At 73.7% G+C, this 23,512-nt stretch carries 23 protein-coding genes; 2 read left to right on the forward strand and 21 right to left on the reverse strand.

Annotation, left to right across the window (positions count from 1 at the left end; all coding sequences use genetic code 11):
- Window positions 1–7: 7 nt before the first annotated feature.
- The 9 genes from FHX44_RS35250 to FHX44_RS35290 all read right to left on the reverse strand — a co-directional run bounded on the left by FHX44_RS35250 (window position 8) and on the right by FHX44_RS35290 (window position 10,175).
- Window positions 8–862, reverse strand: coding sequence for a sugar phosphate nucleotidyltransferase (locus FHX44_RS35250; RefSeq protein WP_246170761.1), 855 nt, complete (start codon window positions 860–862; stop codon window positions 8–10).
- 61 nt (window positions 863–923) lie between these two features.
- Window positions 924–1,850, reverse strand: a complete 927-nt coding sequence (locus tag FHX44_RS35255; RefSeq protein WP_147259726.1) for a DMT family transporter — start codon at window positions 1,848–1,850, stop codon at window positions 924–926.
- 102 nt (window positions 1,851–1,952) lie between these two features.
- The gene (locus FHX44_RS42945; RefSeq protein WP_212612793.1) at window positions 1,953–2,294 is read right to left on the reverse strand and encodes a hypothetical protein; all 342 of its coding nucleotides are present in this window, start codon (window positions 2,292–2,294) and stop codon (window positions 1,953–1,955) included.
- Window positions 2,295–2,397: 103 nt separating this feature from the next.
- Window positions 2,398–3,387 (reverse strand): aldose epimerase family protein, encoded by a 990-nt coding sequence (locus FHX44_RS35265; RefSeq protein ID WP_147259727.1) that lies wholly within the window; start codon window positions 3,385–3,387, stop codon window positions 2,398–2,400.
- Window positions 3,388–3,398: 11 nt separating this feature from the next.
- Window positions 3,399–4,886, reverse strand: coding sequence for an L-arabinose isomerase (gene araA / locus FHX44_RS35270; protein WP_147259728.1), 1,488 nt, complete (start codon window positions 4,884–4,886; stop codon window positions 3,399–3,401).
- Window positions 4,883–5,566, reverse strand: coding sequence for an L-ribulose-5-phosphate 4-epimerase (locus FHX44_RS35275; protein WP_212613100.1), 684 nt, complete (start codon window positions 5,564–5,566; stop codon window positions 4,883–4,885). The genes araA and FHX44_RS35275 overlap by 4 nt, the downstream gene beginning before the upstream one ends.
- A gap of 5 nt (window positions 5,567–5,571) precedes the next feature.
- A complete protein-coding gene (gene araB / locus FHX44_RS35280; protein WP_147259730.1) occupies window positions 5,572–7,251 on the reverse strand; it encodes a ribulokinase in 1,680 nt (559 codons plus the stop codon).
- 484 nt (window positions 7,252–7,735) lie between these two features.
- Entirely contained in the window at window positions 7,736–8,698 is a 963-nt protein-coding gene (locus FHX44_RS35285; protein ID WP_147259731.1) for a hypothetical protein, read from the reverse strand.
- 427 nt (window positions 8,699–9,125) lie between these two features.
- Window positions 9,126–10,175, reverse strand: coding sequence for a LacI family DNA-binding transcriptional regulator (locus FHX44_RS35290; protein WP_147259732.1), 1,050 nt, complete (start codon window positions 10,173–10,175; stop codon window positions 9,126–9,128).
- 62 nt (window positions 10,176–10,237) lie between these two features.
- Between FHX44_RS35290 and FHX44_RS35295 the strand changes: the two genes are divergently transcribed.
- Complete coding sequence (locus FHX44_RS35295) at window positions 10,238–10,444, forward strand: hypothetical protein (RefSeq protein WP_147259733.1); 207 nt, start codon at window positions 10,238–10,240, stop codon at window positions 10,442–10,444.
- Between the two features lie 173 nt (window positions 10,445–10,617).
- On the opposite strand, the gene FHX44_RS35300 is transcribed toward FHX44_RS35295, so the two are convergent.
- Genes FHX44_RS35300 through FHX44_RS35320 form a run of 5 tightly spaced genes read right to left on the reverse strand, consistent with a single transcriptional unit; the run spans window position 10,618 to window position 14,842 of the window.
- Entirely contained in the window at window positions 10,618–10,980 is a 363-nt protein-coding gene (locus FHX44_RS35300) for a DUF2784 domain-containing protein (protein WP_147259734.1), read from the reverse strand.
- Between the two features lie 23 nt (window positions 10,981–11,003).
- Window positions 11,004–12,287, reverse strand: coding sequence for a nickel-dependent lactate racemase (gene larA, locus FHX44_RS35305; RefSeq protein ID WP_147259735.1), 1,284 nt, complete (start codon window positions 12,285–12,287; stop codon window positions 11,004–11,006).
- On the reverse strand, window positions 12,284–13,069 hold the full coding sequence (locus tag FHX44_RS35310) for a 5-formyltetrahydrofolate cyclo-ligase (protein ID WP_147259736.1): 786 nt from the start codon (window positions 13,067–13,069) through the stop codon (window positions 12,284–12,286). The genes larA and FHX44_RS35310 overlap by 4 nt, the downstream gene beginning before the upstream one ends.
- On the reverse strand, window positions 13,066–13,866 hold the full coding sequence (locus FHX44_RS35315; protein ID WP_147259737.1) for an SDR family oxidoreductase: 801 nt from the start codon (window positions 13,864–13,866) through the stop codon (window positions 13,066–13,068). Before FHX44_RS35315 ends, FHX44_RS35310 begins: the two co-directional genes overlap by 4 nt.
- 55 nt (window positions 13,867–13,921) lie before the next feature.
- Entirely contained in the window at window positions 13,922–14,842 is a 921-nt protein-coding gene (locus FHX44_RS35320) for an NADP-dependent oxidoreductase (protein ID WP_147259738.1), read from the reverse strand.
- Between the two features lie 103 nt (window positions 14,843–14,945).
- On the opposite strand from FHX44_RS35320, the gene FHX44_RS35325 reads away from it, so the two are divergent.
- Window positions 14,946–15,872, forward strand: coding sequence for an AraC family transcriptional regulator (locus FHX44_RS35325; protein WP_170309164.1), 927 nt, complete (start codon window positions 14,946–14,948; stop codon window positions 15,870–15,872).
- 71 nt (window positions 15,873–15,943) lie between these two features.
- Here FHX44_RS35325 and FHX44_RS35330 read toward each other — a convergent pair whose 3' ends face one another.
- From FHX44_RS35330 to FHX44_RS35360, 7 genes are all read right to left on the reverse strand, one after another.
- On the reverse strand, window positions 15,944–16,900 hold the full coding sequence (locus FHX44_RS35330) for a phosphotransferase family protein (protein WP_170309165.1): 957 nt from the start codon (window positions 16,898–16,900) through the stop codon (window positions 15,944–15,946).
- A 28-nt stretch (window positions 16,901–16,928) separates the two neighbouring features.
- Window positions 16,929–18,533, reverse strand: a complete 1,605-nt coding sequence (locus FHX44_RS35335; protein ID WP_147259741.1) for an alpha-amylase family protein — start codon at window positions 18,531–18,533, stop codon at window positions 16,929–16,931.
- Window positions 18,530–19,507 (reverse strand): TIGR03885 family FMN-dependent LLM class oxidoreductase, encoded by a 978-nt coding sequence (locus FHX44_RS35340; RefSeq protein ID WP_147259742.1) that lies wholly within the window; start codon window positions 19,505–19,507, stop codon window positions 18,530–18,532. Before FHX44_RS35340 ends, FHX44_RS35335 begins: the two co-directional genes overlap by 4 nt.
- 185 nt (window positions 19,508–19,692) lie before the next feature.
- Window positions 19,693–20,139, reverse strand: a complete 447-nt coding sequence (locus FHX44_RS42950; protein ID WP_212612794.1) for a DUF2795 domain-containing protein — start codon at window positions 20,137–20,139, stop codon at window positions 19,693–19,695.
- Between the two features lie 37 nt (window positions 20,140–20,176).
- Window positions 20,177–21,403: a GNAT family N-acetyltransferase gene (locus FHX44_RS35350; protein WP_147259743.1), complete on the reverse strand. Its 1,227-nt coding sequence runs from the start codon at window positions 21,401–21,403 to the stop codon at window positions 20,177–20,179.
- Between the two features lie 55 nt (window positions 21,404–21,458).
- Window positions 21,459–22,583, reverse strand: coding sequence for a glycosyltransferase (locus FHX44_RS35355; protein ID WP_147259744.1), 1,125 nt, complete (start codon window positions 22,581–22,583; stop codon window positions 21,459–21,461).
- A 58-nt stretch (window positions 22,584–22,641) separates the two neighbouring features.
- Window positions 22,642–23,499: a metallophosphoesterase gene (locus tag FHX44_RS35360; RefSeq protein ID WP_170309166.1), complete on the reverse strand. Its 858-nt coding sequence runs from the start codon at window positions 23,497–23,499 to the stop codon at window positions 22,642–22,644.
- Window positions 23,500–23,512 lie beyond the last annotated feature (13 nt).

A 23,512-nucleotide genomic window follows, 5' to 3' on the forward strand; every position in this document is an offset into this window, starting at 1 on the left:
GAGGTGATCAGCCGGCCGCGGTGGTGAGCCCGGCGACCTCGCCCCGGATCCGATGCGGCAGCAGTCCGGCCGGCGCGACCCCGTTGTCGGCGTTCTGCTCCCAGAGCATCCAGGGCCGGTCCCCCGCCGTGTAGGCCGCCTCGAGGGCGTGCCGTTCCTTCACCGTGTCGGCGGGCTGCCAGAACCCCCGGTGCCGGTAGGCCATCAGCCGGCCCTCCTTCGCCAGCGGACGGCACGCATCCATGATCAGGTCCCCGTTCGGGGGCAGGTAGTCGAAGACCTCCGGCCGCAGCACGAAGTAGCCGCCGTTCTCCCACAGCGGCATCTCCTGCAACGTGGTGATGCCGGCCACCCGGTCGTCCTCACCGATGTCCACGCAGTGGAACGCCGACTGCGGCGGCACCGCCAGCAGCGCACCCACCGCGTCCGAGCGCCGGAACCTGTCCACCATCGCGTTCAACGGCAGATCGGTGAGCACGTCGGCGTAGTTGGCCAGGAACATCTCCTCGTCCTGGACGTGGCGACGCACCCGGCGCAGCCGCTCCCCGATCGGCGAGTCCAGCCCGGTGTGGACGAAGGTGATCGTCCAGTCCGAGATGTCGCTGCCCAGCAGGTGCACGTCCCCGTCGCGCAGCACGAAGTCGTTGGACGCCGTCTCGGAGTAGGTCAGGAAGAAATCCTTGATGTGGTGCGCCCCGTACCCGAGGCACAGCACGAAGTCGGTGTGCCCGAAATGCGCGTAGTAGCGCATCACGTGCCAGATCAGCGGCCGTGGTCCCACCGGGTGCATCGGCTTGGGCAGATCGGACACCCCGTCCCGCATCCGCATCCCGAACCCACCGCAGAACAGCACGACCTTCATCCGTTGAACCCCACAACACCCGTCGTCGTCGTGATGGGGCCTTCCCCTGAGGCCCCCTCGATCACCCCATAGTGCCCGCAGACGGGATCTTCGGCTCGGCTTGCTGCTTCCCGTCCGGTCGTGTCCGCACCCCGAGCAGTAGCCCGCCGACGACCAGTGCCGTCCCGGCGCACACCGTGGGACCGGGCACGGGGCCACCGAGCAGCACGCCGACCGCGGCCGCGGCGACGGGTGCGACGCCGGTCAACAGGCCCGCCAGTGCGGTTCCCAGCCGTCCGACCGCCGAGTACCAGAGGACGAACGCGACCGCGGTGAGGACGACCGCCAGGTACGCGATCGCGGCGATGTGGGGGCCGCGCAGGGTCGTCGCCGCGCCGGGGCCCTCGGTGAGGGCCGCGAGCACGGTCAGCTGGGCCGTGGCGATCCAGCATGTGTGCACCGACACACCCCAGGGTCCGTGCCGGCGCAGCACCGGCACGGCGAGGAGGGTGAACCCGACCTCGCACGCCAGCACCGTGGCCGCCCAGCCGAGCCCGGCGAGGTCGGTGCGGCCGCCGCTCTGCACGAGCGCCGCGCCCGCCGTCACGACCACCGCGGCGATCACCGCGCCCGGCGCGGGTCGGCCGCCCTCCAGGAGCGGGCCGACGAGCGCGAGCACCACCGGCACGCACGCCACGGCGACCCCCAGCGCCGCGGGCTCCGCGTGCTCCGAGCCGCGGACCAGCGCGACGTTGAACAGCACGAGTCCGAGGGCGGCGACCCCGGAGAGCCACATCCACTCCGCCCCGCGCGGCAGACGGATCGGCACGCGGGCGGCCCGGGCCAGCGCGAGGAGCAGGAGCGAGGCCGCGGCGTAGCGGATCGCCTGGACGGTGAACAGCGGGGCGTCGGCGAGCACGCCGGACACGGCGACGCTGCCGCCGACGCTCGCCATCGCCACGGCGCCCATGGCGAGTGCGCCGGTGCGGGTCTCGGTTCGGATCGTCATGCCCCACAGCCTGACCCCCAATGGTCCTGCTGTGAGGTCCATTCCGGACGTGCTCAGCGGTACCAATGCGGCTATCACTGCGCCGCCGGAGGCGCGGGGAGGTCAGAGCGGAAGCCGCTTGCGCAGCCGGCTGCTCCGCACGCTCAGGGCGTCCTGGCCCCTGCGCACGGCCCTCTCCAGCCCGGTGTTGCCGGCGATGAGCTTCGCCGCCTGGCCGTAGAGGCCCAGGGCGATCGCCCCGAGCGGAATCCCCAGTGGCAGCAGCAGGACGGTGACGCACAGCAACGCCGCCACGATCAACAAGACCGTCGCCACCACGGACAGGACCAGCGCCAGCACCCCTCGCAGGATGCCGGAAACGACGCCGACAACCGCCCCCAGAACACCCGACACGAGACCCGTCAGGCTCCCGACCAGCCCCATCGCCAGCTCCTCGACTCGCACGAACGGAACCACCGCGCATGCCCCGTCGGGAACATCGCCAAACGGCTGCATCCGGCGGCGTCCGTTGCGCCGTTCGACCACCGGCGCTGGCCAGTACGCCCGGCTACGCGGTCCCGAACGTGAAGACCATCCGGGACCGGTACTCCTCGCCCGGCCGCAGGACGGTGGACGGGTAGTCCGGGTGGTTCGGCGCGTCCGGGAAGCCCTGGGCCTCCAGGCAGAAGGCGTCGGTCTGCCGGGCCGTGCTGCCGTCGCGCAGCACGAGCGACCCGTTCAGCATGTTGCCCGTGTAGAACTGCACGCTCGGCTGGTCGGTGCGCAGCTGCAGGGTCCGGCCCGTGCGCGGCTCCACCACGCGGGCGGCGGCGCGCAGCTCGCCCGGGCTGTCGTCGATCACGTAGGCGTGATCGTGCCCGTGCACGGCGGCGAGCTGCGGGTGGCCGTCCCGGATCCGGGCACCGAGACGCGCTGGGGAGCGGAAGTCCAGGGGTGTGCCGTCCACCGGGATCGGCGGGCCCGTCGGCAGCGAGTCGCCGTCGACGGGCAGGACGTGGCCTGCGTGCAGCTGCACCTCGTGGTCCTCGGCGCTGCCGCCGCCCGCCAGGTTCCAGTAGGCGTGGTTGGTCAGGTTCACCACGGTCGGCTTGTCCGTGGTAGCCGTGTGTTCGATGGAGAGCTCCGGGCCGTCCACGGTGTAGGTGACGGTGGCGGCGAGCGTGCCGGGGAAGCCGTTGTCGCCGTCCGGGCTGGTGTGCCGCAGGGTCACCGACGAGCCGTCCGGCCCGTCGGTCGACCACTCCTTCGACTCGAAGCCGCCCGGCCCGCCGTGCAGGGCGTTCTCCCCCTCGTTCGGCGGGATCCGGTACTCGGCCCCGTCGAGCGTGAACCGGGCGCCTGCGATCCGGTTGGCGTAGCGGCCCACGCAGGCGCCGAGGTAGCCGGGGTCGCGCCGGTACGCGTCGAGGTCGGCGAGGCCGAGGGTGATGTCGGCCCACGTCCCGTCGCGGTCGGGGGTGCGGACCGACACGATCCGCGCCCCGTACGTGATCACGCCGACCTCGAGCGCGCTGCTCCGCAGCCAGATGACGTCCATGGGTGCCTTGTCTACAGGGCGCCGGCGAGCCGGTAGTACGCCTGGTTCCACCGCAGCTCCTGCTGGAACCGGCGCACCTGCGTGTCGGCGTCGATCACGACGAGCTCGGTGCGGGCGAACTCGGCGAGGTCGGCAACCTCCTCGGTGGACAGGGCCGTGGACAGCACCGTGTGGTGCGGGCCGCCCGCCATGATCCACGTCTCCGCGGAGGTGGCGAGGTCGGGTCGGGGCTCCCAGACCGCGCGGGCGACGGGCAGCTTCGGCAGCGGCTCGTCGGCCTCGACGACGTCGATCTCGTTGAGCACGAGCCGGAACCGGTCGCCCATGTCGGACATGCCGACGACGATCGCCTCGCCGGGCGCGGCGTCGAACACCATGCGGACCGGGTCCTCGCGGTTTCCGATGCCGAGCGGGTGGATCTCCACCCGCGGGGTGGCGGCCGCGATCGTCGGGCACACCTCGAGCATGTGCGCGCCGAGCACCTTCGGCGTGCCCGGGCCCAGGTGGTAGGTGTAGTCCTCCATGAACGAGGTGCCGCCGGGCAGTCCCTCGGCGGCGACCTTCAGCGTGCGCAGCAGCGTGGCGGTCTTCCAGTCGCCCTCGCCCGCGAAGCCGTAGCCCTCGGCCATCAGGCGCTGCACGGCGAGCCCTGGCAGCTGGCGCAGGGCGCCGAGGTCCTCGAAGTTGGTGGTGAAGGCTCTCGCGCCGGCCTTGTCCAGCAGGGCGCGCAGGCCCAGCTCGATCCGGGCGCCGTAGCGCAGGGACTCGTGCCGCTCGCCGCCCCGGCGCAGCTCCGGCACCACGTCGTAGCGCTCTTCGTACTCCCCGACGAGGCGGTCGACCTCGGCGTCGAGGCTCGCGTGCACGGCGTCGGCGAGGTCGGTGACCGCGTAGCCGTTGACGGTGACGCCCCAGCGCCACTGCGCCTCGGTGCGGTCGCCTTCGGTGACGGCGACGTCGCGCATGGTGTCGCCGAAGCGGGCGAGCTTCAGCGTGCGGACCTCGGCCCATCCCCGCGCCGCACGCGTCCAGGCCGCGATCTTGCCCTGCACGCCCGGGTCCGAGACGTGCCCGGCGACGATCTTGCGGATCACCCCGAGCCGCGCCTGGATGTACCCGAACTCCCGGTCGCCGTGGGCGGCCTGGTTCAGGTTCATGAAGTCCATGTCGATCGTCGACCACGGCAGCGCCTGGTTGGCCTGCGTGTGCAGGTGCAGCAGCGGCTTCTGCAGCGCGTCGAGGCCGTGGATCCACATCCGGGCGGGCGAGAACGTGTGCATCCACGCGATCACGCCGATGCAGGACGGGTCGGCGTTCGCCGCCAGCATCGTGCGGTGGATGCCCTCCGAGTCGGTGAGCACCGGCTTCCAGGCGAGGTCGACGGGCAGCGCCTCGCCGAGCTCCTTCGCGATCTCCTGGGACTGCTGCGCGACCTGCTGCAGCGTCTCCTCGCCGTAGAGCCCCTGGCTGCCGGTGAGGAACCACACCGATCCGGTCACTTGGAGTCCCCCTGCTGGCCGTAGACGTTCTGGTAGCGGTCGTAGAGCGCGTCGACGTCGTCCTGCGGGATCGGGACGAGCGGCCCCATCTGGCGGGCGATGAACGTCGAGCGGGCGACGTCCTCGCACATCACGGCCGCCTTGACCGCGGCCTTCGGGTCCGGGCCGATCGAGAACACGCCGTGGTTCTTCATGATCACCGCGCGAGAGCGGTGGCCGGTGAGGGTGTCCACGATGCCGCGGCCGATGGCGTCGTCGCCGATGCGGGCGAACGGGCCGAGCGGGATCGGGCCGCCGAACTCGTCGGCCATCGCCGTCAGGACGCACGGGATCGGCTCGCCCAGCGCGGCCCACGCGCTCGCGTAGCCGGAGTGGGTGTGCACGACGCCGCCCACCTCGGGCATGTGGCGGTAGACGTGCGCGTGCGCCTCGGTGTCGCTGGAGGGGGAGTAGTCGCCCTCGACGAGCTTGCCGTCCAGGTCGCAGACCACCATCCGGTCGGCGGACAGGTCGTCGTAGGACACCCCGCTGGGCTTGATCACCATCAGGTCGTGCCCGGGCACCCGGCCCGAGACGTTGCCGGCCGTCCAGACGACGAGGCCGTAGCGCACCAGCTCGGCGTGCAGGGCGGCGACGCGCTCGCGCAGGTCGTCGACCGCTGCCTTGGCGGACTCGGGAATCGCGGTCACTTGCCGTTCACCGCCGCCCGGCGGATCGCGCGCAACCGGTGCAGTACATCGTTCTCTCCTCGTCCGAAGTAGTCGTGCAGGCGCTGGTACTCGGCGTAGAGCGCGTCGTAGGCGCCGGCGCGCTCCGGGTCGGGGGTGTAGGCGCCCCGGTTGACTCCGCCCATCGCGGCAGCGGCGGAACGCACGTCGGGGTAGGCGCCTGCGGCGACCGCGGCGTGGATGGCGGCGCCGAGGGCGGGGCCCTGCTCGGAGACGATCGTCGACAGCGGCATGTTGCAGACGTCGGCGTAGAGCTGCATGAGGAACTTGTTCTTCAGCAGACCGCCTGCCACCACCAGCTCCCGCACCGGCACGCCCGCAGCCTCGAAGGACTCGATGATCGTGCGGGTGCCGAACGCAGTGGCTTCCAGGAGGGCCCGGTAGGTGTGCTCGGGCCGCGTGGCGAGCGTCTGTCCGACGATCACGCCGGAGAGCTCGTGGTCGACGAGCACCGAGCGGTTGCCCGAGTGCCAGTCGAGCGCGACGAGCCCGTGCTCGCCGACCTCCTGCTCGGCCGCCAGCTCGGTGAGCAGCGTGTGGATGTCGATCCCGCGCTCCGCCGCGCGCTGGTGGTACTCCGGCGGCACCGACGTCTCGACGAACCAGCCGAAGATGTCGCCGACGCCGCTCTGGCCTGCCTCGTAGCCCCACATGCCCGTGATCACGCCGCCGTCGACCACCCCGCACATGCCCGGCACCTCGCCGAGGCGGTCGGAGACCATCACGTGGCAGGTGGACGTGCCCATGATCGCGACCATCTGGCCGGGGTCGAGGGCCTGCGCGGCCGGCACCGTGGCGTGGGCGTCGAGGTTGCCGACCGCGACCGCGATGCCCTCCGGCAGACCGGTCCAGGCGGCGGCCTCGGCCGTGAGTACGCCTGCGCGGTCGCCGAGCTGGGCGATGGGGTGTTCGAGCTTGTCGGTGACGAAGTCGGCGAAGTCCGGGTTCAGCGCGGCGAGGTACTCGCGGTCGGGGTGGTGCCCGTCCTGGTAGATGCCCTTGTAGCCGACGACGCAGGCGTTGCGGACGTAGGTGCCGGACAGCTTCCAGATGATCCAGTCGGCCGCCTCGACCCAGCGCTCGGTGCGCGCGTAGATCTCCGGGTCCTCCTCGAGGAGCTGCAGCGCCTTGGCGAACTCCCACTCGCTGGAGATGCGGCCGCCGTAGCGGGCCAGCCACGCCTCGCCCCGCTCCTCGGCGACCTCGTTGATCCGGTCGGCCTGGCCCTGCGCGGCGTGGTGCTTCCAGAGCTTCGGGTAGGCGTGCGGGCGTTCGGCGAACTCGGGCAGCTCGCACAGCGGGGTGCCGTCGGTGAGCGTCGGCAACACCGTCGACGCGGTGAAGTCGGTGGCGATGCCGATCACGTCGCGCGGGTCGACGCCCGCGGCGGCGACGGCCTTCGGCACGGCGACCTTCAGCACCTCGATCCAGTCGCCCGGCATCTGCAGCGCCCAGTCCGGGGGGAGCTGGGCACCGGTGGCCGGCAGCGTGTGGTCGACGACCCCGTGGGGGTAGGGGTGCACGGCACTCGCCAGTTCGGCGCCGTCGGACACACGCACGACGACGGCGCGCCCGGACAGCGTGCCGAAGTCGATGCCGACGGTGACGGCGCCCTGGGGGCTGTGCGGACTCGGCACGGTGTTCACTCCCGTCGAACGGCGTTGTTAGCGCTCACAATCGGGGGCGGGTGGGGGGCTTGTCAAGACGCCACGCGAACTCCTCTGACATCCCAGGTCGCGGGCTCGGGCGCGGCGGCCGGATGCACCGCTTCGTCCGCCGGCGCGACCGGTCGACGGGGCGCGGGCGGGGAGTGGGTGCCTGGGCGGAAGCGGGGTGCGTGGCCGGCGCTCCTCACGCGCGCCGTGTCCGCCGGCGCGCCCGATCTCGCTGCGCGCTACCCGTCGAGCGAGTGCGTCAGCGGGGGCGGGGTGCGTGAGCGCAGAAGTGGTGCGTGGGCGACCTGGCGACGCGCCGGATGGAGGGCTGGCGCGCCCCGTGTCGGTCCGCGCCACCCGTCCCGGTACGCGCTACGCGTCGAGCGAGTGCGTCGGCGGAGACGCGGTGCGTGAGCGCAGAAGGGGTGCGTGGGCGTCCAGTCGCGCGCCGGACGAGCGGCCGGCGCTACCTGTCGATGGGGTGCGCGCGCGGAGGCGGGATGTGTGACGGTGAGCGGAACGCCTTCGCGATGCGCTCGGCGACCGGGGCGAAATCGTCCAGCTCGTCCCAGATCCAGCGGGCGAAGCCGTAGTCCTGGGCGCGCACCGCGTCCTCCCGGATCTTCTCTGCGAAGACGACATCGCCTGGCGTCTGCCCGGGCGGGACGAGCCGGCCGTACTTCACCACGCCGTCGAACTCCCCGACGGCACGGTGGTCGGCCCAACCGAAGTCGGTGACGGCGACACCGCCCGCGAGCTGCACGGGGAACTGCAGTTGCGGGACCGGCAGGCCGGCACGGGCGATGGCGATCCGGCTGCGGGACTCACCGGGCGACTTCGCCCCGTGCCGGGCGAAGGCGATCGCCCGCCGCGCCGCAGGGACACCGGGCCAGCCCGTAGCCCTGCGCAGAGCTGCGGCGAGTGCGGCTGGCGTGAGGGTCGGGTCCGTTTCCAGGGCGGAGTCGGCGACGACCACTGCCTGCTCGAACGGGACGGTGCGGGCGATGTCGACGACCGTGCGGAGGAGGCTGGTCACGAGGATGCCGTCGGGCGAGGTGATGATCTCGGTGGCGTCGAGCGGCGCGACGTGCCGGTGCACCGTCGACCCGACGCGTCCGCCGGAGGCATCGGGCCGGGTGACGTGTACGTGGTCGAGCGGGATCGCCCAGACGTCCAGGCCATGCAGTACCGCGGCGGACACGTGGCTGATCACGGCGCCCGGGGCGAGCGTCGGCAGGGTTGCATGCACGAGCACCGCGTGACGGGCGATGGGGATGTGGAGCCGCTCGTCGCCGCGGCCGAGGTAGGCACCGCGGCGAACGGTGACGAGGTCGCCCGTTCTTCGAGCCCGTTGCACTTCGTCGCTGGAGTAGCCGCGCGCGAGCAGGTGCGGCCGGAGGTGGAGAGGACGCTGTGTCGGGGTCGCCATGGTTCCAGCGTGTGGGCAGCAGCACCACGGCGGTAGACCGAGCAGCTGGCCTGTGGACAACTGCCTCGGCCGCCGCGCCCCTTCCGCGTCGACGCTCCCCGTTTCGGCTTGCGCGACCTGTCGACGGGGCGCCTCGGCGGAGAAGGGGCACCTCGGCGGGAACCGGGAGCGTGAGCGGTATCAACATGTGCGTGAGGCCCCGCCGATGATCTCCGGCGGGCCTCACGCACCCCCGGTCGGCTGACGCGTTCCGTGTCGACTCGGGCCCCGCGTCGACGGGTCGCGTGCGCTGAGTAGGGGTGCGTCAGCCGACCAGGGTTCGTGCGCACCCGCAGGGCCGGGCCGGACGTGACCCTCTGGCACACCCTGCTTCGGCCGGCGCTACCCGTCGACGGGGCGCGTCGGGGACCAGGCGCGTGGCAGGGCGTCAGGCGGGGCCCGTGCTGCGGCGGAGCACCAGGTCGGTGGGCACCAGGTCGGTTCCGGCTTCACGGCCGAAGCTCGGGGCCTCGTCCGGCCGGATGATGTCGAGCAGCAGGCGCACCGCGCGCCGGCCCGCCTCGGGGAAGTGCTGGCGCACGGTGGTGAGCGGAGGGCGGAAGAACTCCGCCTCCGGGACGTCGTCGAAGCCGACGACGCTGACGTCCTCCGGCACCCGGCGACCGGCCTCGTCGAGGGCGCGCAGGACGCCGAGCGCCATGTGGTCGTTGGCCGCGAAGACGGCCGTGAGCCCGGGGTCGCCGGCGAGCAGGCGCTGCATCGCCGCGAAGCCGGAGCGGGCGCTCCAGTCGCCTGCCTCGGGCGTGGTGACGGGTGCGCCTGCGGCGGTGAGCGCCGAGTGCCAGCCCTCGACGCGCCAGCGCGCGTCGAGCCAGTCGGCGGGGCCGGCCACGTGGTGGACGGTGTGGTGGCCGAGCTCGAGGAGGTGCCGGGTGGCCCGTGCCGCGCCACCGCGCTGGTCGATGCCGATCGCGGGCACCGGTGAGGTCTCGCCGCCGGTCCCGCCCCCGAGCAGGCCACCGACGAAGACGGTGGGGACCGGCCGCAGCTTCGCGGTGAGGACGTCCACCGCGTCGAGCTGGGCGGCGAGCGCCACGACCCCCTCGACGGACTGGTCCTGCAGCCGGACGAGCGCCCGCTCCACGGCCTCGGAGCTGATCCGCTCGACCACCGCGATGCTCACGCCCATGCCGACCGTGCTGGCCGCCTGCTCGATGCTGTACAGCGTGCTCACCGGCCCGTACAGCACCGTGTCGAAGGTGATCACCCCGAGTGCACCGGAGCGGCGGGTGGCCAGTGCCCGTGCCACGGCGTTGCGCCGGTAGCCGAGCTCCTCCATCGCGGCCAGCACGCGGGCCCGGGTCTGCTCGCTGACGTGCGGCGAACCGTTGACGACCCGGGAGACGGTCTGGTGGGACACGCCCGCCAACCGCGCGACGTCGGTCATCACGGGAGCAGGAGCAAGTGGTTCCACCATGGCGCACATGCTCGCATGTGGGGCTCGTGCAGGAGCCGGCTCGAGGTGACACTCTTCGCGGTATGGCTGACGAGCAATGGTTCTACTGCCTCAAACACAACAGGGTGGAGCCGTGGGACGGCTGCCGCGCGGCCGACCGGCTCGGGCCCTACCCGGACCAGGAGACCGCGGCGCGGGCGCTGGAGATCGCCCGTGAGCGCACCGAGGCGGCCGACCAGGCCGACCGGGAGTGGGCGGAGAAGGGCTCGGACCGCGATCCCGATCGCTAGTGCTCCCCGCCGGAAGTTCGCCAAGGGTCTCGGCGGCCCAGCTCCCCGCTGGACGTAGCGGCGAACAGCCCGAGTACGCCCGGTACGAGGGCTGCCCGCCGCCACGCCCAGCGAGAAGCTGGATCCACCGACACCCCCGACGAACCTCCGGCGGGAAGCACTAGCGCACCCGACTAGACAGGCGCACCCCGGCGCATCCTCAGCACGAACCCGGTCCACGACACCAGGACGAGCGCGGCCACGAGCAGCTGCGCCGTGAGCAGGTGCTCCTCCGGGTAGACGACGCCGGTGAGGTAGGTGTCGATGAACCCGCGGGGCAGTCCCAGCTCGCCCGCCCGGCGGCGGGCGGCGTCCTCCCACGCCGTGAGCGGGCACGGGATCCCGACGGTTGCGTTGAGCGCACCCCACCCCACCGCCGCGGCGTGCGGGACGATCGCCCACGGCCTCCGCCAGGCGAGGAACCCGCCGAGCGCGACGTAGGTGAGGAACCCGAAGTGCAGCAGCATCACCAGCTCGGCCAGCAGCTGGTAACCCATGCACCGAGGATCCCAGGCGGGGGTCAGGCCAGGTAGGGGATCGTCTGGGGTCCTTCCGGCAGCACGCAGACCCGGGCGTCCGGCCCGACGGCGCCCAGTGCCTCCGCGACGGTGGCGGCGATGTCGGTGGTCTGTTCGAGGTGGGCGGCGGCCAGTGCGTGGTCGGACAGGTACGACGTGTGCATCACCACCCGCGCCCGGCTCTGCACCTTGGCCTGCACCTGCACCTGCCACTGGTCGGGCAGCGTCTGGGGCCGGGCCTCGATCGCGTCGAGAAGGGCGCGCGGCGACGGTGCCGACTCCAGGACATCCCGGTACGAGCCGTGGTTGGGGAACCCGTCGCGGCACTCGGCCGCACACACGATCGTCCCGCCGTCCCGGACGACGGTGGCGCCCGCCGACATGCCCTTCACCGACTGGTAGAGGTTCTGGTCCAGCGGGAAGCCCGCGTTCGTCGTCAGGACCACGTCGAACAGGTCCGGCACCGGGCGCATCGCGAGCCGCTTCGCCGCCTCCCGAGCGGCGGCGTGCATCGCGAAGAGCTCTCCGCCGAACGCCTCGACGATCTGCTGTTCGCGGTTGAGCACGACGTCCAGCGCGAAGTCGACCCCTCCCACGGCGCCGACGACGGCCCGGATGTCGTCGTGCACCGGGTTGCCCTCGCAGACTGCCCAGGTGGCCTGCGGGTGCCCGATGCGCCGGGCGTCGTGCAGGGTGAGCACGGTGTCCAGCCCGGCGAGGCCCGGCGCGACCAGCTTCGGCCCGCCGCTGAAGCCTGCGAAGAAGTGCGGTTCGACGAACCCGGTGGTGATCCGCAGGTCCGCCTCGACCCAGTGGCGGTTGAGCCATACGGGGACGCCGTTGCCGTGCGTGCCGAGGTGCACCAGGGACGAGGGCTCCCGGGCGTCGTGGTTGAGCACGTGCACGGCGTCGACGACGGCATCGCCGACCATCGCCCGGATCTCGGCCTCGGTGTTGCCGCGGTGGGTGCCGGTCGCCACGAGGATCACCACGTCGTCGAGGTCGACGACGCCGTCGAGCTCCTCGAGGACCGCGGGGATCATGAGGTGTCTGGGCTGGGCGCGGGTGCCGTCGCACATCGAGATCGCGACCTTCTGGCCCGGCCGCGCGAGCTCGCGCAGCGGGGGACCGGCGACGGGCTGCCGCAGGGCCGTGCGCAGCACGTCCCGCTGGTCGGGTGCGCCCGGTACGTAGACCGGCTCGACCACCGTGGTGCGCTCGGCGGGAAGGTCGACCGACAGGCCGGCGTCGCCGTAGGCGAGCCGCACCCGTGTCGTTCCCGTCATCGGACCGCCTCCTTCGCGAGCGCCCGCAGCAGCGGGATCGCCTCGATCTTCTCCTGTGTGAGCTCGGACCAGCGGATGCCGTCAGCCGGCCGCCGACCGCGCCGTTCCCGGCAGTCGATCACGCGCTCGGGCGTGACGACGAGGTCGACCGGGGCGTCGTGCGGCGCGGTCGGGATGGCCCCGGCGGGGCGGACCTGCAGCTCGTGCACGGTGGTGACCACGAGCGTCCCCGCGCCGACCAGGCCCGCGGCCGTGGCGAGCGCGAACTCCAGGTCGGCGAACCCGCCGCCCTTGCCCAGCCGCGCGCCGTCCTCGCCCACGGCGACACAGCCGCTCACCACGAGGTCGACCGGCGACAGGTCGGCCACGGCCACCCGCCGCGCCGAGCGCGTCGCCCCGGCGATGGACGCCGCGCGCCGAGGCGGGTCGGCCAGGTGGTCGGGGTCCAGCAGGAAGAACGGCTCGGGCTCGGCGAGGCGCGGCACCGCCATGTAGACGGTCTTGCCGTCCTCGAGGGCCCGCTGGCGCACGGGCAACTGCGCGGAGTCCGGGTTGGCCTTGACGGTGGTGGCCGCCCGCCAGTGCTCGGTCTCCGCCAGGCGCCGGGCCGCGGCCTCGGCCCCGGTGAAGTTGGAGATGCGGTTGCGGGCGCCGGGGAACCGCGCCACCCGCGCCTCGGACAGCGCCGTCCACACCTCGTCGCGCAGCGCCGCCTTGGCCCGGAGCAGCTCCGGGTCGCCGCCCGCGTCGTGGTCGTGGCGGCGGGACGGGCGGGGACTCACGAGCCCTCGATCCGTCGGCGGTCGCCCTGGGCGCGCAGCCGGGCGAGCACCGGCAGGCCCAGCCGGGGCGCCGCGCCCGCGATCCGCATCGCGCCTGCGCGGTAGTTCGGGATCGAGCGCACGATGCGGCGCCCGTCGAGCAGCGCGACGGCCGCGTCCGCGACCGCGGTGGGGGAGAGGAGGTTCTTCTGGGAGAACAGCATCGCGGTGTCGGGGTTCGCCTGCTTGTCGCGGACGAGCGCGGTGTCGGCGGCGTCCGGGCAGAGCGCGTGCGCGCGGACCGGCACCCGCGCCAGGTCCAGCTCGCCCTGCAGGCTGGTGGTGAAGCTGAGCACGGCCGCCTTCGTGGCCGCGTACACCGCGAGCCCGGGCACCGGCCCGTGCGAGGACATCGACGCGATGTTGAGCAGGTGGCCGCCGCGTTCCCGCATCGCGTCGACGGCCGCGCGCGAGCCGTGCACGACACCGAGCAGGTTGACCTCGACCTGCAGCGTGACGTCCTGCTCCGGCTGCTCCCACACCCGCCCCGCCCGGAGCACACCGGCGTTGTTGACCCAGACCCCGACCGGCCCGAGCTCGGCGGCGGCCGCCGCGACCTGGGCGTGGTCGGCAGGGCGCCGCGCGTCCGCAGGCACGGCGGTGACGCCGAGCTCGCCCGCGGTGGCGGTGACCGCGGCGGCGTCCAGGTCGGTGATCAGCACCCGGTGACCCCGGGCGACGAGGCGGCGGGCGATCTCGCGGCCGAAGCCGCGGGCGGCGCCGGTGACGACGGCGACGGTGTCGTGTGCGGTGGTCACGGCGACACCCTGCCACCCCGCCCCCGGCCGCGCCGAGGAGCCTGCTCCTCCCGGGTCAGGGCAGCAGGACGATCTTGCCGCGGGTCCGCCGCAGCATGAGCTGCCGGTACGCGGCACGGACCTCGGTCAGCGGGAACGTCGCCGCGACCGGGACGTCGAGCTCGCCCGCCGCGACGAGCTTGGCGAGATCGTCCAGGACCTCGGCGCGCGCCGACTCGGCGTTGCCGGCCGTCCTGACCCCGGTGCGCGCCGCTGCCGCGAAGTCGATGACGGTGTCGACCCGGTCGGTCGCGACCCCGAGCCCCAGCGCGAGGTCGACGTAGCCGTCGCCGAAGGTGTCGATGAACGCGTCGACCCCACCGGGCGCTGCCGCCCGGATGCGCTCGGCGACGCCGTCGCCGTACGCGACGCCGATGACGCCGTGGTCGGCCAGCCAGTCGTGGTTGGACTCGCTGGCCAGCCCGATCACCGTGGCCCCGGCCCGGCGCGCGAGCTGCACGGCCAGCGATCCGACCCCGCCGGCCGCGCCGGCGACGACGACCGTGTCGCCCGGGCCGGCGCCGACCGCCTCGACCGCGGCGTGCGCGGTGGTTCCGGCGACGAACAGCGCCCCGCCCACCTCCCACGGCACGACGGGGTCCCGGCGGACCAGGTGCTCGGCGGGCACCACGACCAGCTCGGCGTGGCTGGCGCGGGTGTCGACCCAGCCGATCACCTCGTCACCCACCGACCAGGTGGGCACCTCCGGCCCGACCTCCTCGATCCGCCCGGCGAGATCGCTGCCCTGGCCGGAGGGGAAACTCGCGGGGAAGAGCTCGTGCAACGCCCCGAGGCGGATCGCGTTCTCGCCGGGGTTGATCCCGGCCGCCTCGACGCGGACCAGCACCTCGCCCCTACCCGGCCGCGGGGCCGGTACGTCCCGGACCTCGAGCACGTCGATGTCGCCGTACTCGTCGAACTGCACTGCCAGTGCCATGTCACCGCTCCTGTTCGTGATGTTGACATCACCCATGCAACCCGCGGCCGGTGCGGCTATCCATGCTGGATCGGCGCGAAAAGATATGCGACCGTCTCATCTCGTGGACGTGCTCACGGACATGCTGCGGCGCTCCCGTGCGCGCGGGGCCGCGTTCTCGCACTCGACGGCGCGGGGTGCGTGGGGTGTGCGGTTCCCGCCGGCCACCCAGCTCGCCATCCACGGGATCCTCGGCGGCGAGGCGTTCGCGTGGACCGACGCGCCGCACGGAGCCCGCCGCGTCCTTCCCGGCGACGTCGTCCTGATCCGGGGCCCGTCGCAGCACCACATGGGCCACGTGCCGGTGGCCGACCTCGTCCCGTTCGAGGGGCACCCGGCGTCCGCGCCACCGTCCGGGGGTGCGCTCCGGATGGAGTTCGGCTCGGGGGCGGGCGACCCGACCACGTTCTTCTGCGGCGCCTACCGCTTCGAGGGCGACCTCTGCGCCGGCCTGCTCGCCGGGCTGCCGGGACTCACCGTCGTGCGCCCGCGCGCCGGCTCCGGCCTGCGCGCCACGCTCGACGTGTTCGCGGGCGAGGTCCTCCAGGAGGGGCCCGGCCAGCAGGCGCTGCTGGACAGCCTCCTGGACGTGATCCTCGTCCAGGCGTTGCGGGAGCAGCTCGCGGCCGACCTGGACGCCGCCCCCGCCTGGTTCCGCGCCATGGCCGACCCGGGGGTCGGAGCGGCGCTGCGCGCCATCCACGCCGACCCGCAGCGGGAGTGGACGGTCGCCGGCCTGGCGGCCGAGGCGTCGCTGTCCCGGGCGACCTTCGCGCGCCGCTTCACCAGGCTGCTCGGGCTCGGCCCGCTGGGGTACGTCACGGACTGGCGGATGGCGCTGGCGCGCGAGCAGCTGCGCGCAGGCGAGGCGAGCCTGGCCGCCATCGCCCGCTCGCTCGGCTACGCGTCGGAGTTCTCGTTCGCGGCCGCTTTCAAGCGCCACCACGGGGTGGCCCCGGGCCGCTGGCGCGCCACCGCGAGATCGGCCTGAGCGTTCGGGCGGTCAGCTCAGCGCCTATGCGCCCAGCCGGGTCAGCCACTGGCTTCGGAAGGTCAGGTCGCTCACCACCGCCGGTGTCGTTCAGGACCCTCCTGGGCGAGCCGCGACGCTGCGACCGTGAGCCAGCGGTCCACGTCGTCCGGGCCGTGGTGGCGGATCGCCCAGTCGACCTGCCGCAGGCCCATGTGCGCCCAGTAGGCGCGCAGGGTGGCGGGGTCGATCAGGTCGTCGATGCGGTTGTCGAGCCAGCGGGCCGCGGCCGAGCGGGCGGACCGGTCCTGGCCGTCGACGCCGGGCACGGCGAGGTCGAACCGCAGGGTGACCAGCGCGAAGCGGAGGTCGCCGCGGGCCACGCCGTCCCAGTCGACGACGCCGGTGACGGCGCCGGTGCGGTCGACCAGCACGTTGCCGGGGTGGAGGTCCATGTGCACGAGGTCGTCGCCCGCCATGCGGTGGGGTGACGCGGCACCGATGCGGCGCACGAGGTCGAGCAACCGCCGGGTGCGGTCGTCGTACTGCGCGAGCGTCTCGTGCAGGCAGAAGCCCGGCCCGCTGCGCAGCAGGTGCAGCTCGGCGGCCGGGACGTCGATGCGCCCGCGCAGGAGGCCCGCACCCCGCCGGGCGATGGCGACCAGGTGCTCGATCAGCGCGAGGTCGACGCGGGAGGGCGGCTCGCCGGGGAGCCGCTCCTGCACCACGGCGATCCGGTCGGGCAGCCGCGTGACGAGCTCGTAGCGGGGTGCGGGGATCCCGGCGTCTCGGGCGATGTCGAGCAGCTCGCCGGTCCGCTCGATGCGGGCCCACGCCGCGTCGGTGGCGTCGCCCCAGTGCGTGAGCACGCCTTCGTGGCCGTCCGGCCAGCGCACCAGCGCCGCTCCGACCTGGCCGCCGGGCAGCGGCGAGAGCAGCTCGAGCTCGGTGCCCGTGGCCGCGCGCAGCTGCTCGAGGAGGTCCGGGGCGTCGAGCCGGGGGACGGGTGGGAGGGGGGCCGGGGTGGCGGTGTCGGGAGCGTCGGGCACAACCGGCCACCCTATGGGGATCGGCGCCTCAGCCGCGCGCGGTCGCCCCGTCGGCCGAGCGGAGCCAGCGGCAGCCGTACGGCGGCAGCGTGACCGCCAACCGCCCGTCGTCGGCCACGGGGACCGGTTTCGCGCGCGGGTCGAGCACGTCGGTGAGCTGCGCGCCGGCGAGGTCGGCGAGCACGGGTGCGGCCTCGACGTCGGCGTCCGCGAAGTTGTGCAGCGCCACCACCGACGCGCCGTCGGCGTCGCAGCGGTGGGCCAGCACCGGGCGGGCGTCGGGGCCCGGGTCGAGGCAGGTGTAGCGCCCCCACGGCAGTTCGGGACAGGCGCGGTAGCTGTCGACGAGCAGGCGCATCCAGTTCAGCAGCGAGTCCGGGTCGGCCTGCTGGTCGCTCGCCGCGTCCCAGTCCATGTCCGAGCGCACCGCGAACCGGCCGGGCAGGCTGAGGTCCTCCGCCATCCCGACCTCCTCGCCGTAGAACAGCACCGGCGTGCCGGGGAGGCTGAACAGCAGGCTGTAGACCATGCGGATGCGGCGCTGGTCGCCGCCGAGCATCGGCGGGAGCCTGCGGCGCAGGCCGCGGCCGTAGAGCTGCATGTCCTCGTCAGGGCCGAAGGCGGCGAACACCTCCTGGCGCTGGGAGTCGCTGAGCTTGTCGAGCGTCAGCTCGTCGTGGTTGCGCACGAACGTCGCCCAGTGGCCGTCCTCGGGCGGCTCGGGGCGCCCCCGCAGCTTCTCGGCCAGCGGCTCGGCGTCGCCGCGGGCGAGGGCGAGGTACATGTGCTGCATGCCGATGAAGTCGAAGCACATCGTCAGCTCGTCGGTGGAGCCGCCGCCGTCGGCAGCGCCGAAGAACGGCATCGTGTCCGGGTAGGGCAGGTTGACCTCACCGAGCAGCACGGCCTCCCCGTTGCGCCTGCGCAGGAACGCGCTGAGGTCGGCGAGGTAGTCGTGCGGGTCGGGGAGCTCCAACGCGTCGTCCTGCCCGGCCGTCTCGATGAGGAACGGCACCGCGTCCACCCGGAAGCCGGACAGGCCCAGCTCCATCCAGAAACCCATGATCCTGGCGATCTCGTCGCGAACGGCCGGGTTGGCGACGTTGAGGTCGGGCTGGTGCTTGTAGAACCGGTGCAGGTAGTACTGGCCTGCCTCCTCGTCGTACTCCCAGACGCCGGTCTCCTGGTCGGGGAACACCACGCCCTGCGGGCCGTCCGCGGGCGGCTCGTCCTGCCAGACGTACCAGTCCCGGAAGCGCGAGTGCCGGCTGCGGCGCGCGTCCTGGAACCACGGGTGCTGGGCGGAGGTGTGGTTCACGACGAGGTCGGCGATCACCCGCATGCCGCGGTCCCGCGCGGTGCGGATCAGCTCGACCATGTCGCCGAGCGAGCCGAGCCGCGGGTCGACGCCGTAGAAGTCGACGATGTCGTAGCCGTCGTCGCGGTCCGGGGTGGGGAAGAACGGCATCAACCACAGGCAGGTGACGCCGAGCCGGTCGAGGTGGTCGATGCGCTGGATCAGGCCCTGGACGTCACCGCGGCCGTCGCCGTCGGAGTCGGCGAACGTCTCGATGTCGAGGCAGTAGATCACCGCGTTCTTCCACCAGAGGTCCGAGGTCCGCGTGAGCCTCACGCCGTCTCCTCCCGCAGCTGGGGGAGGACCTTGGCGCCGAACGCGTCGACGAACGCCTCCTGGTCGGCGAGCTCCTTCGCGACGTGGTGCAGCGTGATCTCGTCGAACCCGAGCTCCGCGTACTCGGCGAGCTGGGCGGTGTGCCGGCCCAGGTCGTGGGAGATCACGACGGGTCCGTGCAGCGCGCTGCGCGGGACGTGCTCGGAGACGGCGTCGAAGACCGCGGCCGAGTCGATGTCCCAGCAGGCCGGGGGCGGGAAGACGTTGCTGCGCCACTGGTCGTGGGCGATCGCCTCGGCGCGGTCCGGGTCGGGGTCCCAGCACAGGTGCACCTGCAGGTGCAGCCGGCCGCGCCCGCCGGCGTCGCGGTAGGCGGACACGATCTCGCGCAGCGTCTGCACGGGCTGGTTGATCGTGATGAGGCCGTCGGCCCACTCGGCGCACCAGCGCGCGGTCGCGGCGCTCACGGCCGCGCCGACCAGCGGTGGTGGTTGCGGGGGCAGCGTCCACACCCGCGCCCGGTCCACGCGGACGAGGCCGTCGTGGCTGACCTCCTCGCCCCGCAGGAGCGCGCGGATCACGTCCACGCACTCGCGCAGCCGCGCGTTGCGGATCTCCTTGCGCGGCCACGGGTCGCCGGTGACGTGCTCGTTGCTCGCCTCGCCGGTGCCCAGCGCCGCCCAGAACCGGCCCGGGTACATCGCCGCGAGGGTGCCGATGGCCTGCGCGATGATCGCCGGGTGGTAGCGCTGGCCCGGAGCCGTCACCACCCCGAACGGGAGCGACGTCGCCTGCATCGCCGCGCCGAGCCACGACCACGCGAACGCCGACTGGCCCTGGCGGGCGCTCCACGGGGAGAGGTGGTCCGACGACATCGCGGCGTCGAACCCGGCATCCTCGGCGCGGCGGACCGCGGCCAGCAGCGCACCGGGATGGACCTGCTCGTGGGAGGCGTGGAAGCCGAAGAGCGCCATGGAAACCCCTGTCCCGCCCGGAGGCCGGAGCCCCGCGGTGGGCGGCGGCCGCGGGCGGGTACACATGGCTCGTGATCGCGTTCTACAGCCGCAGGCTCGGATGCCTCGGCTCGCTGGCGCTGTCGCTGCTGCTGACGGCGTGCCTCATCGTGCTGTTCCTGCTGCTCTGAGGCTCGGCGGCCCCGTCAGCCACCGGGCCGTCCGCCGAGGTGCTCCTTGAGCTGCTTCATCACCTCGTTGGGCCCGTTGGCCCTGCCCACGCCCTTCAGGACGCCGACGAGGTCGTCGCCCGCCCCGTTCTTCTCGGCGAGCGCGGCGAGCTCCGTGCCGTCCATCGGGTAGTCGGCGCCCTTGAGGTACTTCTGCACCTCGTTGACCTGGAAGGCGGGCTCTTCGGTGTCCTTGTACTCCCGCTGCTCGGACTTGTTCCCGCCCGGCGTGGACCCGCCCAGGTCGCCCTTGAGCTGCTTCATCACCTCGTTGGGCCCGTTGGCCTTGCCCACGCCCTCCAGGGCGCCGACGAGGTCGTCGCCCGCCCCGTTCTTCTTCGCGAGTGCGGCGAGCTGCTTGCCGTCCATCGGGTAGTCGGCGCCCTTGAGGACGCGCTGCACTTCGGTCACCTGGAACGCCATGGCCCGGGTCTACCCGGCCCGGCCGTCCCTATTCGGCTCAGAACTCGGTGCCGTGCTCAGGCGTGCGCTCACCCCGGAACGCGGCGGTGAGGCGGCGCAGCACGGCCGGGTCGTCGACCCGGAGCAGCCCGGCCCTGGCGAGGGAACCGGCGTGTGCGCCGCCGAACAGCAGCGACCCCAGCGCGACCATCTCGATCCCGACGACCGGCGCGCCCGCCTCGGCCGGGGCGCACTCGGCCCCCTCCGGCCCGCCCCGCAGCCGGAAGCGCCCGCCCCGGTCGAGGAACGGATCGCGTACGTCGAGGACGACGTCGACCTCGGTGGCGTAGCGGCGGGCCGACAGCGCGGCCGGTACGTCGAGCACCCGGGCCCACACGCCGTCCCACTGGCCGACGGTGCGCAGCTGTCGGGGATCGGCGAGCAGGAACTGCAGCGGCTCCGCGGCGGCGAGCGACTTCGCGGAGACGGTCTCGACGAGGTCGAGGGCGAGCACGGTGCGCCACAGCGCGATGTAGGCATCGTCGGTGGCCGTGGCCATCTCCCAGATGCGGCAGGTCCGCGTCGCGCGGTCGATGCGGTAGGAGAGGTAGCCGTCGGGGTGGACCAGGTGGAACAGCGCCGTGGCGCCGCCCCGGTTCCACTCACGGTCGGCCAGGTGGACGTCCCACCACCGATCGGCACGCGAGAGGGCGCCCGGGGTCTGTGCCGCCCACCTCGCGTGGATCTCCGGGGCGAGCCTGCGCAGCTCGGCCGTATCGACCTGGCGCACGCCTCGCGGGTCGGGCACGTCGGACCGGAACGCGGCGCGCCTGCGCGTGATCTCGACCTCGCGGTGCTCGGTGGCGATCCCGTAGCCGAAGCGGCCGTAGATGGAGCCCTCGCTGGCGGTGAGGAGGGAGACGGCGATGCCGTCCGCGGCGAACCCGCGGTGCTGCTCGGCCAGGAGCGCCCGGAGGATGCCGCGCCGGCGGTGGGTGACCGCCACCGACACCCACGTCACGCCTTCGGCGGGGAGCGATGCGCCCCCGGGCAGCGTCACGTCGAACGGGTACGACCCGGTGACCCCGACGATCTCGCCCCGGTCCTCGGCGACGAGGAAGCGGTCCGGGTCGAACAGCACCCCGATGTCCTCCAGCTGACCATCGCTGTAGTGCTCGCCGAACGACCGCCCGTCGACAACGGCGATGGCCGGGAGGTCGGCGGCGGTGGCCCGCCGCAGGGCGACCGACGGGGGGATGGGGGACGGCGCGTCGTGGTTCGGCACGAGACCGCAGTCTGCTGCGGTCCGCTGCCGGAGTCGACCGGATTGGTCGGCGGATTCAGGGGTGAACGGCCGTCCGCGCCAGCACGTCGTCGTAGACGCCGCGCAGGCGCCGCGCCCAGCCGGCCGCGTCGTACTGGGCGAGGAATCGCGCCCGCGCCGCCGCGGCCATCCGCGCGCGCCGCTCGTCGTCCTCGGTGAGGCCGACGAGCGCGTCCACGAGCGCGGGCGCGCTCATCGGGACGAGGACGCCTGCCGCGGGCGTCACGATCTCGGGGATGCCGCCGACGCGCGTGGCGATCACCGGTACGCCCGCGGCCATCGCCCGCAGCAGCGTGGTGGGCGCGGCACCGGTGCGCGGGGTGTGCACGACGAGGTCGGCGGCGGCGAGCAGCCCCGCGGGGTCCTGGTGGCGGTGGACGAAGCGGACCCGGCCGGACAGGTCGTCGTTGCGGTCGACGCGCGACTCCAGCCACGGCCGCAGCGGGCCGTCGCCGGCCAGCGCGACCGCGAGCGGCAGCTTGTCGGGCAGCGCCTCGACGGCGTCGAGGAGGAGCTCGTGGCCCTCGCCGCGGCGCATCGGCGCGCTGCTGACCAGCAGCACATCGTGGTCGGCGACGTCGAGGGCGGCCCGGCGGGCCCGTCGGGCGGCGCGGTCGGGTACTCCCGGGTCGGCCACGCCGTTGGGCACGAGCACGAGGTTGCGACCCGACCCGGCGAGCCCCCGGTACCACTCGAGCTGGACCTGCGAGATCGCGATCGTGCGGGCCATGAACTGCCGCCGGGCGAGGATGCGGGTGGTCCGCTTCAGCCGGTCGGCCCGGTCGGCCGGCATGTTCTCGATCCGGTGGAGCGTGGACACCGCGGGGATCCGGTTGCGGACCGCCGCCGCGACCCCGACCACGTCCGCGGAGGGCAGGTGGGTGTGCACGAGCTGCACCCCGTGTGCGCGCAGCTGCGCGGCCGTGCGCGCCACGGAGCGCGGGTCCCAGCGGGCCAGGCCCAGCTCGACGACCGGCACGCCGAGCCGGCGCAGCGGGCTGACGAGCGTGGTGTCCGATGTGGTGGCGAGGGCGATCACCACGAGCTCGATGCCGGCGTCGCCCGCCGCGCTCGCCAGGTCGACCAGGCCGATTTCCGGGCCGTTCGGGTTCAGGGTCGGGACGAGGTGCGCGATCCTCACACTGCTCTCCCCGTTGTCGCCTCGCTCCGCTGGGTGACCGCCACGCTACCCGAACGGGTCAGTTGCTCCAGACCGCGCGGAAGGCCGTGATGGCCGGCTCCATCGTCGCGGCCGGGACGTCCGACATGCGCCGCGCGCCGATCGGCACGCTCGTGGTGATCAGTGCGTCCGGGAACAGGTCGATCCGGCTCACCGACGGAGTGGCCAGCCCGCGCAGTGCGGCGCCGGGGGCGAACGGGTCGAGGGTGGTGGCGAGCGGGCCGCCGGTCCAGACCGGCACCCCGGCGAGCGTGCCGGAGCTGACGACGTGGGTGTGCCCCGCCAGCACCAGCCGCACGTCCGTGCCCGCGACGGCGGCCGCGAGGTCGCCGCGGCGGAGCAGGGGGATGGAGGCGGCGAGCGGTGCGGCGCTCGGCAGCGGCGGGTGGTGCACGGCCAGTACCGTGCCGGACGGCGCGGGCTCGGCGAGCTCGCCGCGCAGGCGCTCCAGTTGCTGGGGCGTCAGCTCTCCGTGTCCCTGGCCGGGGACGGTGCTGTCCAGCGCGATGATCCGCAGGTCGCCCACCCGGACGGTGTGGTCGAGCGGGTCCGCCGACGGCGGCTCGTCCATCAGGTGCTCGCGCAGGGCGGCGCGGTCGTCGTGGTTGCCCGCTACGTAGACGAGCTGGGCGCCGGTGCGGGCCGCGACGGGTTCGACGATCGCGCGCAGTCGGCGGTACTGCGCGGGCCGCCCGTGCTCGGCGAGGTCTCCGGTGAGGACGAGCGCGGCGGGCCGGAGCGCGGAGGCCTCGACGGCGTCGAGCGCCTCCGCGAGCACGGCGGCGGTGTCGACGCCGCCGGGGAGCTCCTCGCCGTCCTCGACGATGTGCAGGTCGGTGAGCTGGACGAGCGTGCAGGTAGGGGAGGGGTGCGTCACACCGGCCATCCTG

It is taken from the genome of Pseudonocardia hierapolitana (assembly GCF_007994075.1).
Taxonomy (GTDB): domain Bacteria; phylum Actinomycetota; class Actinomycetes; order Mycobacteriales; family Pseudonocardiaceae; genus Pseudonocardia; species Pseudonocardia hierapolitana.